Annotated in this window: 19 protein-coding genes; 1 reads left to right on the forward strand and 18 read right to left on the reverse strand. The window is 69.5% G+C overall.

Annotation, left to right across the window (positions count from 1 at the left end; translation table 11 throughout):
- The coding region (locus H8R17_RS09090) for an ISL3 family transposase (protein ID WP_187822639.1) at nucleotides 1-1,054 on the reverse strand (1,054 nt) is incomplete at its 3' end.
- Nucleotides 1,055-1,386: 332 nt separating this feature from the next.
- Here H8R17_RS09090 and H8R17_RS09095 point away from each other — a divergent pair.
- A complete protein-coding gene (locus tag H8R17_RS09095) occupies nucleotides 1,387-2,559 on the forward strand; it encodes an ISAs1 family transposase (protein WP_187822640.1) in 1,173 nt (390 codons plus the stop codon).
- Between the two features lie 93 nt (nucleotides 2,560-2,652).
- Here the strand turns inward: H8R17_RS09095 and H8R17_RS09100 are convergent, their stop codons facing one another.
- From H8R17_RS09100 to H8R17_RS09180, 17 genes are all read right to left on the reverse strand, one after another.
- A complete protein-coding gene (locus tag H8R17_RS09100; protein ID WP_187822641.1) occupies nucleotides 2,653-2,931 on the reverse strand; it encodes a muconolactone Delta-isomerase family protein in 279 nt (92 codons plus the stop codon).
- A 14-nt stretch (nucleotides 2,932-2,945) separates the two neighbouring features.
- Nucleotides 2,946-3,800 carry a catechol 1,2-dioxygenase gene (gene catA, locus H8R17_RS09105; RefSeq protein ID WP_187822642.1) on the reverse strand — a complete coding sequence of 285 codons (855 nt, stop codon included), beginning with the start codon at nucleotides 3,798-3,800 and terminating at the stop codon, nucleotides 2,946-2,948.
- Between the two features lie 58 nt (nucleotides 3,801-3,858).
- Entirely contained in the window at nucleotides 3,859-4,962 is a 1,104-nt protein-coding gene (locus H8R17_RS09110; protein WP_187822643.1) for a mandelate racemase/muconate lactonizing enzyme family protein, read from the reverse strand.
- Nucleotides 4,959-6,176 carry an amidase gene (locus H8R17_RS09115; RefSeq protein ID WP_187822644.1) on the reverse strand — a complete coding sequence of 406 codons (1,218 nt, stop codon included), beginning with the start codon at nucleotides 6,174-6,176 and terminating at the stop codon, nucleotides 4,959-4,961. The genes H8R17_RS09110 and H8R17_RS09115 overlap by 4 nt, the downstream gene beginning before the upstream one ends.
- Nucleotides 6,173-6,688 carry a flavin reductase gene (locus H8R17_RS09120; protein WP_316959355.1) on the reverse strand — a complete coding sequence of 172 codons (516 nt, stop codon included), beginning with the start codon at nucleotides 6,686-6,688 and terminating at the stop codon, nucleotides 6,173-6,175. Before H8R17_RS09120 ends, H8R17_RS09115 begins: the two co-directional genes overlap by 4 nt.
- Nucleotides 6,689-6,741: 53 nt before the next feature.
- Nucleotides 6,742-7,695, reverse strand: coding sequence for a PDR/VanB family oxidoreductase (locus H8R17_RS09125; protein WP_187822645.1), 954 nt, complete (start codon nucleotides 7,693-7,695; stop codon nucleotides 6,742-6,744).
- A 59-nt stretch (nucleotides 7,696-7,754) separates the two neighbouring features.
- A complete protein-coding gene (locus H8R17_RS09130; protein WP_187822646.1) occupies nucleotides 7,755-8,519 on the reverse strand; it encodes an SDR family NAD(P)-dependent oxidoreductase in 765 nt (254 codons plus the stop codon).
- Entirely contained in the window at nucleotides 8,516-9,034 is a 519-nt protein-coding gene (locus H8R17_RS09135; RefSeq protein WP_187822647.1) for an aromatic-ring-hydroxylating dioxygenase subunit beta, read from the reverse strand. Before H8R17_RS09135 ends, H8R17_RS09130 begins: the two co-directional genes overlap by 4 nt.
- Nucleotides 9,024-10,283 carry a Rieske 2Fe-2S domain-containing protein gene (locus H8R17_RS09140; RefSeq protein ID WP_187822648.1) on the reverse strand — a complete coding sequence of 420 codons (1,260 nt, stop codon included), beginning with the start codon at nucleotides 10,281-10,283 and terminating at the stop codon, nucleotides 9,024-9,026. Before H8R17_RS09140 ends, H8R17_RS09135 begins: the two co-directional genes overlap by 11 nt.
- Nucleotides 10,280-10,639, reverse strand: coding sequence for a hypothetical protein (locus tag H8R17_RS09145; RefSeq protein WP_187822649.1), 360 nt, complete (start codon nucleotides 10,637-10,639; stop codon nucleotides 10,280-10,282). Before H8R17_RS09145 ends, H8R17_RS09140 begins: the two co-directional genes overlap by 4 nt.
- 17 nt (nucleotides 10,640-10,656) lie before the next feature.
- On the reverse strand, nucleotides 10,657-11,817 hold the full coding sequence (locus H8R17_RS09150) for an acyl-CoA dehydrogenase family protein (RefSeq protein WP_187822650.1): 1,161 nt from the start codon (nucleotides 11,815-11,817) through the stop codon (nucleotides 10,657-10,659).
- Nucleotides 11,818-11,931: 114 nt separating this feature from the next.
- Complete coding sequence (locus H8R17_RS09155) at nucleotides 11,932-12,816, reverse strand: alpha/beta fold hydrolase (protein WP_187822651.1); 885 nt, start codon at nucleotides 12,814-12,816, stop codon at nucleotides 11,932-11,934.
- 1 nt (nucleotide 12,817) lies between these two features.
- Complete coding sequence (locus H8R17_RS09160) at nucleotides 12,818-14,332, reverse strand: cation acetate symporter (RefSeq protein WP_187822652.1); 1,515 nt, start codon at nucleotides 14,330-14,332, stop codon at nucleotides 12,818-12,820.
- A 6-nt stretch (nucleotides 14,333-14,338) separates the two neighbouring features.
- Nucleotides 14,339-14,662, reverse strand: a complete 324-nt coding sequence (locus tag H8R17_RS09165; protein WP_223124825.1) for a DUF485 domain-containing protein — start codon at nucleotides 14,660-14,662, stop codon at nucleotides 14,339-14,341.
- 127 nt (nucleotides 14,663-14,789) lie between these two features.
- Nucleotides 14,790-15,419 (reverse strand): response regulator transcription factor, encoded by a 630-nt coding sequence (locus H8R17_RS09170; RefSeq protein ID WP_187822653.1) that lies wholly within the window; start codon nucleotides 15,417-15,419, stop codon nucleotides 14,790-14,792.
- A 5-nt stretch (nucleotides 15,420-15,424) separates the two neighbouring features.
- Entirely contained in the window at nucleotides 15,425-15,688 is a 264-nt protein-coding gene (locus H8R17_RS09175; protein WP_316959356.1) for a hypothetical protein, read from the reverse strand.
- Nucleotides 15,685-16,152 carry a nuclear transport factor 2 family protein gene (locus tag H8R17_RS09180; RefSeq protein ID WP_187822654.1) on the reverse strand — a complete coding sequence of 156 codons (468 nt, stop codon included), beginning with the start codon at nucleotides 16,150-16,152 and terminating at the stop codon, nucleotides 15,685-15,687. The genes H8R17_RS09175 and H8R17_RS09180 overlap by 4 nt, the downstream gene beginning before the upstream one ends.
- Nucleotides 16,153-16,275 lie beyond the last annotated feature (123 nt).

The raw sequence follows: 16,275 nt of genomic DNA on the forward strand, positions 1-16,275 counted from the left end.
TGCCGGTGTATCCCAGCTCCTGGATCTCCCGGAACAGTTGCTTGATGGCGACGGCCGGGTCGGCGGCGCGGCGGGCGCGGAGGTGGTCGCGGTAGGGGTCGACGAGCGTGGGCTTGTAGCGGGGTGCGCGGCGCTCTGCGGTGGGCTCCTTCATGCGGGCGTACCGCTTGACGGTGTTCAGGGCGACATCGAGGCGGCGGGCGCATTCGAGCAGGCCGACGCCTTGGTCGAGCAGGTCGTGGACCTGCTGCCAGCGCTCGCGGGTGGTCTGCTCGCGTACGCCCCCGGGCCGGGCGGGATTCACGGCGGTGGCCCAGCAGGCGGCGTGGGAGCGGACCTCGGCCAGGGCCTTGCCGCACAGGTTGGACCACAGGTGCCACCTGTCGCTGACCTGCACCGCTTCGGGGAGAGCCTGACGGATCGCCTCGCCGTAGGAGCCGGAGCCGTCCCGGCAGACGTACTCAGCCCCGGGATGCTCGCGCAGCCACACGACCAGGGTCTGGGCGGTGCGGTCAGGCAGGACGTCGATCCGCTCGCCCGTCTCAGCGTCGATGATCACAGTGGCGTAGCGGTGGCGGCGCTTGAGGGCGAAGTCATCGATGCCGAGCACGCGCGGGACGCGCAGCCGCGGTGCCGCCCTGCGCATGAGCATGCGCAGGGCGGTCGAGCGGGAGATCGCGCAGGCCAGCACGCGCAAGAGGCGGGCGCCGGCCCGGCCCGCTAACTCCTTGACCACGCAGCCGGGTTGGTCGGCCAGGCGGTTGGTGCGACGCTGGTAGCGCTCCACGACACCGGGAACCTGCTCGCGGAACGTCTGCCGCGGACAGCCGAGCACCGGGCAGACCAGGCGCCGGACCCGCACCGACACCACAACCCGCCGTCCGTCCACCGGCACGTCCGCAACCACCCGCCCGTGGAAGCCATGCACCCGCCCCGTCGGCCGCCCGCAACCCGGGCACGGCACCGGATCGTCCCGGGTCCGCGCCGACACCCGGATGACCTCGCCCTCGTCCGTCACGCCCTCGATGACGAGGGCCGACAGTCCTGAAAACACCACACCCACAAGCTCGTTGACATCGCGCACACCATGCCAACGACGGCCGTCACCCTTCGTTACCACCGATTACGGGACAGAGCCGTTAACTTGACACACCCCCTTGCGGGTGACGCAGGGGACGAAGTTCCCGGGTGCGGAGCAATTGCTGCCCAGGCGTGATGCGTGCTCGGATCTTGGACCGGGGCCGGGTGAACGTCAAAGGGCGCGACCGTCCATGATCACGTTGATACCACTCAGTATGATCGTGAAGGCCGCGCCCGCATGTCATCCTGCCCGACCTGCCCACGTCGCGCCAACTCGCCGAGCAACACGGCCTCGCCGCCGAGGAGTTGTGCACGCCCGAGACGCTCCCCTCACTGCTGGACGCGGTCCGTACCGTCCCCGATCCACGCGCGACGCACCTGGTCACCCACCCCTGGCCGATGCTGCTCGGCCTGGTCGCCTGCGCCCTGCTGTGCGGGGTGCGCTCGGTACGCGGCGTGATCCGCTGGGCAAGCGGCCAGGACGTCGGCACCCTCGCCGCCCTCGAAGTCCCCGCCGGCGACCCGGGCAAACTGCCGGTGGCCACCACCCTCACCCGCGCGCTGGCCCGGGTGGACGCCGACGCGCTGGACGCCGCCGTCGGTGCGTTCGTCCAGGCCCATGCCGCCGACCCGCTGGCCGGCATCGCCGGGGACCCGCCCGTGCTGCAGCTGGCCACCGACGGCAAGACCGTGCGCGGCGCCCGCGACAGCGACGGCCTGCAACTGCACCTGCTCGGCGTCTACCAGGTCGACCCGGGCGTGATGCTCGCCCAGCGGGAGATGCGCCACAAACCGCACGAGACGCTGCACTTCACCGCTGCGCTCGACCTGATCGCCGACATCACCGGCGCGATCGTCACCGCCGACGCCCTGCACACCGTCGCCGACCATGCCCACTACCTGCACTCACGCGGCGCCTACGGCCTCTTCCCCGTCAAGGAGAACCGCTCCGCCCTGTTCACCCAGCTGGACGCGCTCGACTGGGACGAGACCACCAACGCGGCCATCGCCGTGCACCGTACCGAGGAGACCAACTCAGGCCGCCGCGAGATCCGTATCGTGCGCGTGCAGCCCCTCACGCCGGGGCAGGTGAACTTCCCGCATGCCACCCGGGCCCTGCTCATCGAGCGGTACACCACCGGACGCGGCGACGGAAAGATCCACGCGGACGCCGAACTCGGCATCACCACCGCCCCGCTCGACGTCGCCGACACCGCCGTCCTCGCCCGCTGCGTACGCGGCCAATGGGCCATCGAGGCCCAGCACTTCGTCCGCGACGTGACCTTCGGCGAGGACGCCTGCCGCGCCCACACCGGCAGCCTGCCCCGGGCTCTCGCTACCTTCCGCAGCCTGGCGATCAGCCTCGCCCACCTCGCCGGATGGACCAACAACGCCGCCGCCCACGACCACTACCGCAACCACCCCACCGACGCCCTACCGCGAACTCGGTCTCACCGGCTGAGCACGCATCACGCCTGAATTGCTGCCTCTGACACCGCTTTCACCTCGAGGAGGACCCGGCCGCGCTCGCCGGATCCTCCTCACCCATGTGCTGCGGACAACGACAGACGCTCAGCCGATCGCTGACGGGTGGTGGGCAAGCGGGGTCACGGTGACCTCCATGTAGGCGAAGAGCGGCAGTCCCCACAGGAGTTCGTTGAGGCGATCGTTGTCAGTGACATCGAAGATACTGAGATTGGAGTACCTACCGGCACAGCGCCACAGGTACAGCCACTCTCCGGCGCGCTGCAGTCTCTGCGCGTATTCCTTCTCCGCCGCGATCGTCGAGACACGGACCTCGGGGTCCATATCGGGCGGTAGGTTCACTGTCATCTGTACGGCGAAGAGCACGTCGACCTCGGGGCTCAGGAGGCCTGGGCAAGGACGAAGTCGTAAGTGACTTCCATGCCGCCGTCGGCGGCCGGCCGGGGGGCGAGGACGAGTTCGGGTTTGACGGCGGAGGCCACGTCGTCCTGGATGTATTCGCCGCCCTGGAAGTAGAGCTGAGTGGTGAGCGTTGCGTATCCGGGGGCGGACACCTTGAGGTGGAGATGGGCGGGGCGCCAGGCGTGCCAGCCGGCGGCGGCGATGAGCCGGCCGCAGGAGCCGTCGGTGGGGATCTGGTAGGGGGCGGGCTGGATGGTCGTGACCGCGAACCGGCCCTCGGCATCGGCGATGACGCTGCCCCGCAGGTTCCACTCCGGAATGCCGGGCGCGAACTGCGCGTACAGGCCGTCGTTGTCGGCCTGCCACATCTCCAGCAGGGCGCCGGCGAGCGGTTCGCCCGACACACCGGTGACCCGTCCCTGGAACAGGAGCGGGGTGCCTGCCTCGTTCTCGCGCATCGGCAGGACGGCTGTACTGGGCAGTGCGGGAGCGCCCGGGGCGTAGTACGGGCCCTCGATGGTGCCCTTGCTGCCCGCGCGGGTGGCGCCCGCGACCTCCTCGACGACGTGCTCGACCCACACGTCCAGGAACAGAGGCCATTCGCCGTCCTGTCCGACTGCGATGAGCCACGACTTGAGGGCGTTGTACTCCTCGTAGGTCACCCCGTGACGGCGGATCACGTCGTGTACGGCGGTGAGGACTTCCGTGGCCAGAGTGCTGACACGGGCGGTGTCGGTGCCCGGGCCGGACGTTCCCGTCTTGTCGGAGAGGAAGCGTTCGGTCGCCGAGGCGCCGGACGCAGCGGCCGTGGGCTTGAGGGTGGTGTCGGACATGATGTGCGGCTCCTCTTGTCTCATGTGGTGGGTTCGCCTGATGGCGGGATGGGGGAGTTCAGTGGTCCTGGCGGTAGCGGGCGAGCTTGTCCTCGTCGATCGCGGCGCCCAGTCCGGGCCCGTCGCGCACGGCGAGCGTGCCGCCTGTGATCGTCAGTGGTTCGGTGAGAAGGTCGTCGCTCATGTCCAGGAAGTTGGACAGTTCCCCGGCACGCCGTGACGAGGCGGCGTGGGCGGCGCCGAAGGCGACCGTGCACAGGGTGCCCAGCTGGCCGTCGATCTGGTTGCCCATCACCACTTCCGCGCCGAGCCCCTCGCACTGGAACAGCACATGCTGGGAGCCGGTGAAGCCGGTGCGGGCGGTCTTGATACTGATCGCGGCGGCGTCGCCGTCCAGCAGGGAGCGGGTCACCTCGGCGGGTGTGGTGGCGGACTCGTCCGCGACGAACGGGATGGGACTGTGCCTGACGAGTCGGCGCCGGCCGAGCACATCGTCGGCGGGGCACAGCTCCTCCGCGAGCGTCGCGCCGAGGTCGTCCAGTTCCCGTAGAGCCGAGGCAGCCTCGGACGGGGTCCAGCCGCGATTGCCGTCGACGTACAGCTCGACCTCGCCACCCAGGGTTTCGCGCAGGACACGGCATACGTCGAGGTCCAGGCGGACCGGGTGGCGGCCGACCTTCACCTTGAAGACGGTGATGCCGTAGGTGTCGCGTATCCGCTCGGCCTCGGCGGTCACGCGCCGCGGTGTGTCGAAGCCGAGCATGTGGCTGACGCGCATCCGGTCGGTGAAACCGCCGAGCAGCTGGGTTACGGGCCGCCCGCAGGACTGGCCCATGATGTCCCACAGGGCCATGTCGAGGGCCGACTTGGCGGCCGGGTTGCCGACCGTGCGGTGCAGGGTGGCGTGGATGCGTTCGCGGGCGAAGACGTCGGTGCCCAGGAGCTGCGGGGCGAACAACTTCTCGATCACCCCGGTCACAGATGTCTGTGTCTCGCCGTAGGTGAAGGGGCGGGGCGGGGCGTCGGCCACTCCGACCAGCCCTTCGTCGGTGTGCACACGGACCAGGACGTGCTCGGCGGTGTGGACCTCTCCGCTCGCGAACCTCAGTGGCTTGGTGTACGGGATGGCGTACGGAATCGCCTCGATCTCGGTGATCTTCATGCGGTGCTCCCGTGCAGGCCCCGGATGAGCGTCTCCGTGTGCCGGGCGATCCCGAGCAGACGGTCCGCCCGGTCGGGGTGGCCGATGAGCTGGAGGCCGAGAGGCATGCCGTGCGGGTCGCGATGGCCGGGGACGGTGACGACGGGCAGGCCGAGCAGCTGCCAGGGGCGGCTGAGGACAGGGGTGCCGGTGGAGTGCAGTCCGTGCGGGGCAGGGCCCGGAGCGGCCGGGCCGAGGATCACATCGGCGCGGTAGAGCAGTTCGAGGATCCGGGTGCGGGCGCTGTCCCTGGCGGCGAGAGCCGCTTCGTAGGCGGCCGCAGACGTGTTCCGTCCCCGCTCCAGGAGCTCGTTGAGGTGCGCGCTCAGCGCTTGCGGGTGCTCCGCCTCAGGGGCGAGCGCATGTGCGGCCTCGTACGCCATGACCGTGGCATGCGCCTCGGCGAGCACCGGCGTGCCGAGGTGTTCGCCGAGGTCGGTTGTCTCCGCGCCGGTGTCGGCCAGGGCCCGGCCGGTGCGCTCCAGCGCATCGAGCATCGCCGGGTCCACGCCCGCCAGTTCCGTGCCGGACCACAGCAGCACCCGCGGGTGCTGCGGCTTGTCGGCCGTGGTGCCGTCGACGGCCTCGACGGCCGTGGCCAGGAAGCCCACGTCGGCTGCGAGCAGTCCGGGTGCGTCCAGGGTCGTGCTAAGGCCGGTGAAGCCCGTCGTCGGCCAGGCGCCCACAGGGGCGACGTACCCGGCGACACCACAGAAGGAGGCGGGCCGGGTCAGGGAGCCCGCGGTCTGGGAGCCCAGCGCGAGCGGTACCACTTTGGCGGCGACCGCGGCCGCCGAGCCGCTGGAGGAACCGCCCGGCGTGTGGTCGAGGTCGCGCGGATTGCGGGTGGGACCTGGCTGGAAGTACGCGAACTCCGTGGTCACGGTCTTGCCGAGGGGCACGGCGCCGCGTGCGCGCAGCCGGCCGACCAGCCATGCGTCGGCCTCAGCGATCCGGCCTCGGCGCAGCGGGGAGCCGCATTCGGTGGGCAGTCGGGCGACGTCGATGATGTCCTTCACGCCGAACGGCACACCGCGCAGCGGTCCGTCCGGCGCCTGGTCGGCCGCCGCACGGGCGCCGTCCGCGTCGACCCGGACCCAGGCGTGGATGTCGGGCTCGGCCCAGTGCAGGCGCTGCAGCGCTTCCTCGACCGCGCTGGTGTGTTCGGCTCTCATGACCTGGCGCCTTCCGGGAGCAGGGGGGTGGCGTCGAGGCGGTGGAAGGCACGGTTGAAGTAGATGAGGCTCTGGCCTCCGGACAGGGTGCGGATCTGCTCGATGTCGACGAACAGCACGCTGTGGGAGCCCATGGGAACTGTGTGCTTGATCGTGCCGACCGCCGTGACCAGGGCGTCTCTGAGGACGGGCACGTCCTGGGTGCGGTCCCAGACGTCCCAGGTGAAGCGTTCGGCCATCGGCACCTTCGTGGCACCCGCGAAGTGCAGGGCGAGTTCCTGCTGATTGCCGCCGAGGACGTTGACGCACACCCGTCCGTTGTCCCGGAAGACGTCGTGCATGGCGCTGCTGCGGTTGACGCAGACCAGCAGGGTGGGCGGGGCGTCGGTGACGGAGCAGACCGCGCTGACGGTGATGCCGCAGCGGCCGTTCGGGCCGTCGGTGGTGAGGATGTTGACGGCGGCCGGGAGATGCGCCATCGCCTCGCGGAAGTCTGTCTCGTTGGGGGACACGGCGGCGCCGCTCCTCTCGTGGTTCGGTAGGGGCCGGGTCTGCGGGGGCTGGCTCACCACAGCTCGACCACCAGCCGCGACGATCTCGCCCGCGACACGCAGGCGGCGATCTGGTCTCCGGCCGCTTTCTCTTTGGCGGACAGGCAGTCGTCGCGGTGGTCGGGTTCGCCCTCGATCACCCGCAGGACGCAGGTCCCGCAGATGCCCTCGCGGCAGGAGGTCTCCAGCGGGACGCCGTTCTCCTCCAGCACCTCGGCGATGCTCCGGCCGGGTGGCACGGGGTAGACCTCGCCGGTGTCGAGTTCGACCTCGAAGGGGGCGTCGACGGCTGTGTCCTGACGGGTGTCCGCCTGGAACAGCTCGGAGTGGATCTGGTCCTCGGGCAGGGCGCGGGCGGCGACTTCACGGACGTACGCCATGAAGTCATGGGGCCCGCAGGTGTAGACGTGGGTGTCTTCCCCAAGCCCCGCGAGCACGGTGGCCAGCGCGGCACGGGACGACTGCCGGCCAAGCCCGAAGTGACGGACCACCCGCTCTGCGAAGGCGGACTCCTCCAGCAGGGCGGCGAAGGCTGCCTCCTCGGGGCTCCGCGCCACGTAGTGCAGCGTGAACTCCGCTCCCCTGCCATGTAGTTCGTACGCCATCGCCAGCAGCGGCGTGATGCCGATGCCCGCCGCCACGAGGTGGTGCCGGGCCGCGTCCGGGGCGAGGCCGAACAGTTGCCGGGGTGCGCCGATGGTCAGCCGTGTGCCCGGTTCGGTCTTATCGTGCAGGGCCTGGGAGCCGCCGCGCGAGTTGGTCTCCCGTTTGACGGCGATGGTGTAGGCGCCGGTGTCGTGCGGTGGACCGCACAGCGAGTACGGGCGGGTGATCCCGGTGGGTCCGGTGACGTCGATGTGCGCGCCGGCCGGGTAGGGGACGAGGGCCGCGCCGTCGGGGCGGACCAGCCGCAGGACCTTGATACTGTCGGTTTCGTCGTGCGTGTCGGTGACGGTGACGGTGAACATCCGCCTGCCTTCGGGTTCGGGTGGGGAGCTGACGGCGGGCAGGAAGCCGGCGGGTGCTTTCAGCGCATGTACAGGCCGCCGTTGGCGTCCCAGCAGGCTCCGGTGACCGCGTCCGCGTGTTCGGAGGCGAGCAGGACCGCCATGTCGGCGATGAACCGGGGGCGGCCCAACCGCCGTACAGGAATGGACTGTTCGATGGCCGCGAGCCGGTCCGGCGGGACCGTCTCGCGGACGATCGGCAGGTCCTGCGGGCCCGGCGAGATGGCGTTGACCGTCACTCCGGACGGGCCGAGCTCCCGGGCGAACACCTTGGTGAGCGTGGCCACTCCGCCTTTGGCCGCCGCGTAGTGCGCGCCGGTGGCCGTGCCGCCGTTCTGGCCGGCGAGCGAGGCGATGTTGACGATGCGTCCGTAGCCGCGTTCGGCGAAGTAGGCGCCGAAGACCTGGCAGCCGAAGAAGGTGCCGTTGAGGTTGCTCGACACGACCGCGGCGAAGCTCTCGGGGCTGATCTCCATCAGCGGCTCGGCCTTGGAGTGCCCGGCGTTGTTCACCAGCACGTGGACCGCGCCCCAGTGTGCGACGAGTTGGTCGCGGACCCGCGCGAAGGCGTCCTTGTCGCGGACGTCCAGGGCGAGCCCGACGGCGTAGAGGCCCTCCGGGTCGAGTTCCGCCGCCGCCTTCGCCGCGGCCTCCTCGTCCAGGTCGGTCAGCGCGACGCAGTAGCCCCGGTCGTAGAGCCGCGCGGCGATGCAAGCGCCGAGGCCCCGGGCCGCACCCGTCACCAGCGCCACGCGCCGGGCGCCGTCGTCCTCGTGGGGGCTCACAGCAGAAACCCCGATGCCATGACCGCGTCCTCGGAGTTGACCAGCCGCACGATCTTGCGCGAGATGCGCGGTCCTTCGGCGGCGAACACGATCCGGTGGGTGACGTCGGCGGCGAGGACGAGGGTCTCCTCGCGCTTGTAGCCGACCAGGATCTGCGCCGAGCACACCTCGATCGCGTCGTCCTCGCGGCCGGTCACCACGAAGCGGGACACCGAGCGGACCGTACGCGCCGCCGCCGCGGCCGAGATGGAGAATCCTCCGGTGAGACGCTCGACGCGCATCCGGCGCATCCGGTCGTCGTCGTAGACCAGGTTGAGGCGGGAGACGAAGTCGGTCGCCTCGCGGTCGATGGGGACGACGTACTCGCCGCCCTCGGCCCACAGGCCGTCCCACTCCTCGTAGCGGCGGGTGTCGAGGAGGTGGGCCTCGCGCCAGATCAGGGAGACGGCGGCGAGGGCTCGGGGGTCGTCCAGGGGGAGTTCCGCGACTGCCGTACCCGGAGCCTCAGTTGTCATCGGTCATCATCCTGTTCCACATGTCGTACGCCTCCCGCATCCCGGTCTCGTCGGTCGCGTGGGAAGTGGGCTGACCGAGGTCGTTGGGCTTCTCGCGGCCGAGGCCGCGGTTGACCAGGATCGGCATGTCGACACCACCGGCCACCCCGCGCTGGACGCGGTTCCACGCCTCGGCGTCGTCGGGGCTGCCGAAGCCGAAGGGGCCCTGGAAGTGCTCGTGGATGCGCAGCCGTTCGCGGTTGACGATCTCCGGGCCGCCGTCCAGGCCCAGGGCCACGTGCCGGATCTCCGTCTCGGTGACCGAGACCGGGCGCAGGACCCGGAAGAAGGACATGGACATCGCCACGTTCGGGAACAGATTGAGGTTGAACCCGACGCCGTGGAGCGAGCGGACGATGCGCCGCACCTTCTCCGGGGGCATGTCCTTGGAGAGTTCCTCGACGATGTGGCTGAAGCGGTCCTGGAGCTTCTCGGTGCCGTCGTCGACGTCGAGATCGGCGTGTTCGGCGACCGAGACAGAGACGCTGTGGCCGTTGCCGAGGGCGTGGGTGACCGCGCTCTCGTCGGTCATGATCGACAGCATGCTCGCGGTCTCGGCATCGACCGAGGACATCCAGGACCGGTGCACGATCGGGAAGTGGTACCAGTCGGTGGTGTTCTCCAGCTGGATCTTCCAGTTGCCGTTGAACCGGAACCGGTGCTCGCCCCGCACCTTGATCGGATAGCCCGCGCCCTGCTTCATGAACCGGTCGATCCACAGCCGGGCCCCGCCGAGGAAGTCCTCCAGCGGCTCGATGTCGTCGCTGAAGCTCGCGAAGACCATGCCGCCGTAGGTGCCGACCTTCAGACGCTGGAGTGGCAGGTCCTTCTTCTCCACGACGTCCTCGTAGCCCTCGGGGTACGGGATGCCGCGCAGGGTGCCGTCCAGGGCGTACGACCAGGCGTGGTAGGGGCAGGTGAAGCCATTGCCGTTGCCCTTGGGGGTCTCGCAGACGCTGGCGCCGCGGTGACGGCAGCGGTTGAGCAGGACGTTGATACCACCGCGTCGGTCCCGGCTGACGATGACGGGACGGCGGCCGACCCACGCCATCTTGAAGTCGCCGGCCTTGGCGATCTCGCTCTCGTGCGCGACCCACACCCAGGTGCGGTGGAAGATGCGGTCCATCTCCCGTTCGAAGAGCGCTGGATCGGTGTACAGGGTCCCGGCCACGCGGTCCGACTCGACCAGCGGCGAGTACGAGTGTGTCATCGGGTCACCTCCGGTTCGGGCAGCGGACGGCCGACGCGCGCCTCGATCTTCATGTAGCGCCACAGGCCGTACTCGCCGACCTGGACGGTACGGAAGAGGTTGCAGGCGGCGGCTACGGTCGGCTGGTCGACGACGTCGGCGAGGACGTAGCAGGTCCACGGCCAGGACCCGGACGGGCCGACCATGTGCTGGTCGTCGTCGATCGTGCCGAGGACGGTGACACCGGGCAGTTCGTACAGCTGGGTGAGCATGCTGGTGAAGCCGTCCCAGACCGACTTGCCCTCGCCGGTGGGCAGGTCGAAGAAGTTCTGGTTGACACCGATACAGAACAGCACCCTCAGTGGTGCGTCGGGCATGGGATTCTCCTGGGTGTTCAGAGATAACCGGGGAAGGGCTGGACGCCCATGAGGACCGCGCCCGCGCCGTCGTACATGCCCTCCTGGAGGAAGGCGTGCTGCGGTACGACCGACGCGTCGCGCAAGTAGTGCTGGAGGGCGCTGCCGTCGGCGATGGCGCCGATGCCGCCGAGCTGGTAGGCGGCCCGTACGACCTCGAAGGAGACCTTGGCGAGGTGCGCGGACGCCAGGCGCAGCGCGCTCGCCTGTCCGTCCGTCGGCGGGTCGCCCGCCAGGACCGTCGCCCACGCCTCCTCCGTGGCCTCGTAGAAGAAGGCGCGCGCGGAACGGAGTTGGGCCTCCGCCTGGCCGACCGCTATCCGATAGGTGGCGCGTTCACCAGGCTTGGGGGCGCCGGTGTAGCCGGACCGGCCGCCCTGCGCGATGACGTGATCGAGGGCGGCACGGGCCGTTCCAAGACCGACGACGGCCAGGACCTGTGCCGCGTAAGGGACGGTCGGGTAGCGATAGAGCGGCTCGTCGACGGTGGGATCGCCGCCGCGGACGAATGTCCACGGTTGCGGTACGACGGCCCCGTCGACCACCAGGTCATGGCTGCCGGTGCCGCGCAGGCCGACGACGTTCCAGTTCTCAGCGATCTCCACCTGGTCCGCCCGCAGTACGGCGGTGAGGGGCCGGCCGGCCTTGTCCTCGCCCGCCTTGATGCCGACGCCGATGACGTCCGCGCCCTTGCATCCGCTGGAGAACTTCCAGCGGCCCGAGACCCGGTAGCCGCCCTCGACGCGCTCGGCGGGCTGTACGGGGAAGAGGCCGCCCGCGAAGGCGACATCGGGGCCTTCGGCGTACAGCTGGGCCTGGGTGTCGAGCAGCAGGGCGGCCAGATAGACGCCGGAGCAGGCGAAGCTCGCGACCCAGCCGGCCGAGGCGTCCACGGCCGATATCCGCTCGATGAGGCCGAGAAATTCCGCGGGGGGAAGGGCGTCACCCCCGAATTGCTTCGGTGTGCTCGCCCGGTAGATTCCCGCGTCCTTGAACACGGTGATCACATCCCGCGGAACGTGCCGCTTCTCCTCGAATTCGGCCCGCCGCTCCTCGACCACCGCCAGCACCCGGTCCAGCCTCGTTTCGGAGGACGAACCGCTTTCGGTTGTCGCCGAGGAATTCAGCGTCTGCGTCATGAGAAAATCTCCTCGGATTGCCGGGCGGTTCACTTTGCCGCCCTGCCGTCACGCTAGGCGTGTCAACCGGCCGCCCGCCATGGGGACTTGAACCACTTCGGGTAAGGAAATTCCCTAGGGCCGGGAGGTGGAACGCGTGACAAAGGCGATCAACTGCTCGTTGAAACGGTCGGGTTCCTCCAGGAACGGCGAATGTCCCGACCCTTCCCACAGCCGCACCTGCGCGGCGGGCTGGACCGCGGCGATGTGTTCCGCCGCGGCCGGCGCGACGATCCGGTCCCTGCCGCCCTGGACGGCCAGCCATGGCACGGTGACCCCGGCCGCCACCGCACTGCGGTCCAGCGGGCGTTGCAGCAGTGCGGCACAGACGCGGGGCGGAGTCCGCAGGCTCGCGTCGAGCAGGGTCTGTGCCGTGTCGTCGGCAAGGGGGCGCTCGGTCGACACCTCCAGCAGTTCTCGGCGGGCCTCGGCGGTGCTCTCGCCGTCGTCGTTCACCAGCCCCGGCAGCAGGGCCACGAAGTCCGGGCCGAACATCCGCTCCGCGCCCGGAACGCCCGCCAGCAGGCTCGCGTCCACGGTGAGCAGCCCCGACAGCGCCGAGTCGCCGTGCACCGCGATGTAGTCGAGGGCCACCAGGCCGCCATAGGACCAGCCGCCCAGGACCGGCCTGTCGAGCCGCAGCTCCTCGATCACGGCCGCCACGTCGTCGGCCCACACCCGCTCGTCCAGATAGCCGGAGTCTGGCTTTCCGGAGTGGCCGTGGCCACGCAGATCGGGTGCGACCACCCGGATCGGCCCGGGGGCGGTGAGCTGGTGGAGCCAACTGAGGGCGGACTGGGCGAAGCCGTGGAGCAGTATGACGGCCGGCGCGTGCTCGGGTCCGGCGTCGAGCACGTTCAGCGGCACTCCGCCCGCTCCCGCGACCGTGACCGATCTGACGCCGTCCTCGGCGAGCGAGTTCGTCTCCATGCCGATGTCCTCACTTTCCTCTGTTGTCATGTCAGCTGACTCCGGTCAGGGCCTTGAGCCGCAGGGACCGGAAGGTGGACTGTCCGGTGTCGGCCGCCTCGCCGCGGTCGGGGAGGACCAGGGCGACCAGCACCGAGACGAGCAGGCTGAGCGGCAGCGAGACCAGGGCGGGGTTGGAGAAGCCGAGCACCGCGTCGGGTCCGTTCACGGCGGGACCGAGCAGGATGATGGTGAGGGAGGTGACGAGTCCGATCGCCATCCCGCTGATCACGGCTCGCGCGGTCATCCGCCGCCAGTAGATCGTCAGCAGCAGTGCCGGGAGGTTGGCGCTGGCCGCCACGGCGAAGGCGAGCGAGGCCAGGAAGGCGATGTTCTGGCGCTCCGCGGCTAGAGCGATCACCACCCCGACGGCACAGGTCGCGAGGGTCGCGAAGCGGGCCGCGGTCAGCTCGCCGCGGGCGGTTGCGGCGCCGCGTTTGAGGACCTGGCCGTAGAGGTCGTGCGCGATGGCACCGGAGACGGCCATCACCAGCCCGGACAGCACGGCGAGGATCGTGACGAAGGCTACCGCCGCCACCACCGCGAGCAGCAGATTGCCACCGAGCGTCTCCGCGAGTTGTACGACCGCCAGGTTGCCGGCCGGATGCTTCGCGGCGATCCCGTCCCGGCCGACGAGCTGGCCGGCGCCGTAGCCGATCACGGGGATCATCAGGTAGAACGCGGCGAAGACCCAGATGGCGGTGACGGCCGACGACCGCGCCGCCCGGGCGTCCGGAACGGTGAGGAACCGGATCATGACATGGGGCAGTCCGAGCACGCCGAGTACAAGACCGACCACCATGGACAGCTGGTCGAATCCGGCGAGCGCGGTGGTCCGGCTCGGTGCCACTGCCTGCTGCCCCACCGTGTGCAGGGCGTCGTTGAACGCGCCGAGCGGGTTGAAGTCGTACTTGTTGAGGATCAGCAAGAACAGGGTGACGGTGCACGCCAGCAGCAGGCCGGTCTTGACGATCTGGATCCAGCTCGTCGCGAGCATCCCGCCGAGCAGGGTGTAGACGGTGGTGAGGCCGCCGATGACGAGGACGGCGACGGTGTAGTCGATGTTGAAGAGGGCGGTCACCAGCAGGGCGGCGCCCACGAACTGGGCAATCAGGTAGACCGTGCTGACGACGACGCTGGTGACGGCCATGGCGCTGCGGACGGCCCGCCCCTGGAAGCGGGAGACCAGCACATCGGCCAGCGTGAAGCGTCCGAGGTTGCGCAGTGGTTCGGCGACCAGGAGCAGCGTCAGCAGGTAGGCGACGGGGACGAACACGGCCAGGTAGAAGCCGTTGAATCCGCCCAGTGCGATGGCGCCCGTGACGCCGAGGAATGACGCGGCAGAAATGTAGTCGCCGGCGATGGCGAGGCCGTTCTGACGTCCGGAGAGCTGGCCTCCGGCGACGAAGTGGTCTGCGGCGGACTTGCTGCGCCGGGCAGCCACGTAGGTGATTCCGAGAGTGATCAGAACCAGGACGGTGAATATTGCCGCTGAGACGGCGCCCATCGAATGTCAGCCTTTCTTCGGTGATTGCCGCAGGACTTCGGCGATCTTCGCGTCCAGCCGCTCGGCGCTCGCCGTGTATCGGGTGGCCAGCAGGATGGCGACGGCGAACTGTGCGAACGCGTAGATCCAGGCCCAGGTCAGGCCGCCGACGACGACACCGTCGAGCGTCGAGGTGAACAGGCCGAGGATGGGCAGCGGGAAGAAGAAGAGGCACATCACCGCGGAAAAGCGGAGAGCGATACCGATCCGTTGTGCCGCTATGGTGTCGAGGGACGTCATCGCCCCGGCAGATATCGCGTCCGGCTTTTCTTGCTGGACTTCCTGAGTCATATCCGACTCCCCTCTCCGTTGAGGATTGGGCGGGAGCGTATATGGGCCGAAGAATACGAGGCAATCAGGATGTTTGGAGTTTGTGCCCAGTGTTTTCCCTACCGGGGTAAGGATTCCTTTACGGGCATCACGGGGAGGGCAGTACGACCCCGTGCTGGAGCACGTCGCGGACGAGTGTGGCCATGCTCTCGGCGTTGGCCTTCTCCCGGATACGGGTGCGGTGCACATCGACGGTCTTGACACTGATCCCCAGCCGGGTCGCGATGTTCTTGCTGGGCACGCCGTCGATCACCATGCGTAGAATCTCCAGCTCACGCGGACTGAGCTGGCTCAGACGCGTCAGCAGTATCCGTTTCCGCGATGCCTGCGCGAACCGTTCCTGCGCGGTGCGCAGCGCCTGCTGGACGACCTCCAGCATGTGCTGCGGATCGTAGGGCTTCTCCAGGAAGTCCAACGCGCCGTTCTGCAGGGCGCGTACCGACATCCGGATGTCGCCGTGCGCGGAGACGAAGATGACCGGGATGGCCGAGCCGGCCCGGTTCAGGATCTCCTGCAGCTGGAAGCCACCGACCTCGGGCATCCGCACGTCCAGGACCATGCAGGCGGGCCGGTCCCGGTCGTAGGACTCCAGGAACGAGCCGACGTCGGTGAAGCACGCCGACTGGATTCGGACCGACTCCAGCAGCCAGGCCAGGGACGTGCACAGCTCACGGTCGTCGTCGACGATGTAGACGATGCTCTGGGTCTGGGTGTTCATCCCGGTCATCCCCAGGTGGCCAGGGCGGTCCAGTACTCGCTGCCGTCGGCGCTGATCCCGTGCCGCCAGTCGCTGGTCCGCCGCAGGGCCGGCTCGACCCGGGCGGTGGCCTTGTCTGCTCCGGCCGGGCCGTCCTCGTCGACCTGCCAGTGCACCCAGTTGACCTCTCGGCCCGTGTGGTCGTGGGTGAACAGGTCCACGTGGTGCCAGCCGTAGCCGTGGGTGTCGGCGTAGCAGGTCAGGAGCATGGTCCTGCGGTCGGCGCTCACGCGGCCTCCTTCGTCGGCGAGGCGCTCGCCAGCGGGGCGCTGAAGAGCCGCTCGGTGCGGAACAGCGAGATCAGGGCCGGCCGGCCCGGGGTGAGGCGGAAGGTTACGTCCAGCTTTGCCACCCTGACCTCGGCGGCGCCCGACGCATAGCGCGACAGCTGCTGCATCAGCCAGGTTCCACGAGCGGTGGTGTTGCTCAGGTCGATGGTTCCGGGGAAGAGCAGATGGACGTTCTCCCGGAAGTGTGGGTTGGGCGGCAGGTATCCGGCGAGCATCTCCAGGATGGCTTGCCTGCCCTCCCGGCGGCCGAATTCACCGGAGTACTCCGGGCCCACGCCCTCCCAGACGGCGTCGTCGGTGAATAGCTCACCGAGTTCGACCGAGTCCTCGACCCGGACGGGCACGTCACACAGTCGCAGGTACCGGTCGAGGGTGTTCATCACGTGTTCTCGCTGGTTCCCCATGGGCGATACCTCGAACGTCTCGAATGCCGCGGGAATCTTGCGCAGCAGGCTAGGTGTTTCGCACGGACCCGGACAAGCCGGGTTTCCGGGTGGATGGGCCGGTGTTTCCCTTCCCCACGTAAA

Source organism: Streptomyces sp. TRM68367 (genome assembly GCF_014495685.1).
GTDB lineage: Bacteria > Actinomycetota > Actinomycetes > Streptomycetales > Streptomycetaceae > Streptomyces.

Excerpts from the sequence above, each read along its gene's own strand:
- catA (WP_187822642.1), bottom strand. The coding sequence starts at position 3,800 with ATGTCCGACACCACCCTCAAGCCCACGGCCGCTGCGTCCGGCGCCTCG.
- H8R17_RS09110 (WP_187822643.1), bottom strand. The coding sequence starts at position 4,962 with ATGAAGATCACCGAGATCGAGGCGATTCCGTACGCCATCCCGTACACC.
- H8R17_RS09115 (WP_187822644.1), bottom strand. The coding sequence starts at position 6,176 with ATGAGAGCCGAACACACCAGCGCGGTCGAGGAAGCGCTGCAGCGCCTG.
- H8R17_RS09125 (WP_187822645.1), bottom strand. The coding sequence starts at position 7,695 with ATGTTCACCGTCACCGTCACCGACACGCACGACGAAACCGACAGTATC.
- H8R17_RS09135 (WP_187822647.1), bottom strand. The coding sequence starts at position 9,034 with ATGACAACTGAGGCTCCGGGTACGGCAGTCGCGGAACTCCCCCTGGAC.
- H8R17_RS09140 (WP_187822648.1), bottom strand. The coding sequence starts at position 10,283 with ATGACACACTCGTACTCGCCGCTGGTCGAGTCGGACCGCGTGGCCGGG.
- H8R17_RS09145 (WP_187822649.1), bottom strand. The coding sequence starts at position 10,639 with ATGCCCGACGCACCACTGAGGGTGCTGTTCTGTATCGGTGTCAACCAG.
- H8R17_RS09150 (WP_187822650.1), bottom strand. The coding sequence starts at position 11,817 with ATGACGCAGACGCTGAATTCCTCGGCGACAACCGAAAGCGGTTCGTCC.
- H8R17_RS09155 (WP_187822651.1), bottom strand. The coding sequence starts at position 12,816 with ATGACAACAGAGGAAAGTGAGGACATCGGCATGGAGACGAACTCGCTC.
- H8R17_RS09160 (WP_187822652.1), bottom strand. The coding sequence starts at position 14,332 with ATGGGCGCCGTCTCAGCGGCAATATTCACCGTCCTGGTTCTGATCACT.
- H8R17_RS09165 (WP_223124825.1), bottom strand. The coding sequence starts at position 14,662 with ATGACTCAGGAAGTCCAGCAAGAAAAGCCGGACGCGATATCTGCCGGG.
- H8R17_RS09170 (WP_187822653.1), bottom strand. The coding sequence starts at position 15,419 with ATGAACACCCAGACCCAGAGCATCGTCTACATCGTCGACGACGACCGT.
- H8R17_RS09180 (WP_187822654.1), bottom strand. The coding sequence starts at position 16,152 with ATGGGGAACCAGCGAGAACACGTGATGAACACCCTCGACCGGTACCTG.